Below are 318 nucleotides of genomic sequence, written 5' to 3'. Positions count from 1 at the left end.
CCCTCGATGAGCGGAATGAACTTCTCCGCCTTACGGCTGACCCCGCCGCCGATGATGAACAGCTCCGGCGAGAACAGCATGTCCAGGTGCGCCAGATACTTCTGCACCCGGTGCGCCCAGTGGTGCCAGCTCAGGTCGTGGTCGTCCTTGGCCTTCGTCGACGCGTGCTTCTCCGCGTCGTGCCCGTTCAGCTCCAGATGACCCAGCTCGGTGTTCGGGACGAGCCTGCCGTCGATGAAGAGCGCGCTGCCGATCCCCGTACCGAAGGTCAGCAGGAAGACGGTGCCCTGGCGGCCCTTGCCCGCGCCGAAGGTCATC

Annotated in this window: 1 pseudogene; it reads right to left on the bottom strand. The window is 65.7% G+C overall.

Annotation, left to right across the window (positions count from 1 at the left end):
• Positions 1-318 (bottom strand): annotated as a pseudogene (locus BHU15_RS26235) (ROK family protein); the annotation flags it as partial.

The organism is Streptomyces niveus (assembly GCF_001723055.1).
Classification (GTDB): domain Bacteria; phylum Actinomycetota; class Actinomycetes; order Streptomycetales; family Streptomycetaceae; genus Streptomyces; species Streptomyces niveus.
The sequence above is the reverse complement of the archived record's forward strand: the minus strand, read 5'-3'. Positions and strand labels throughout refer to the sequence as shown.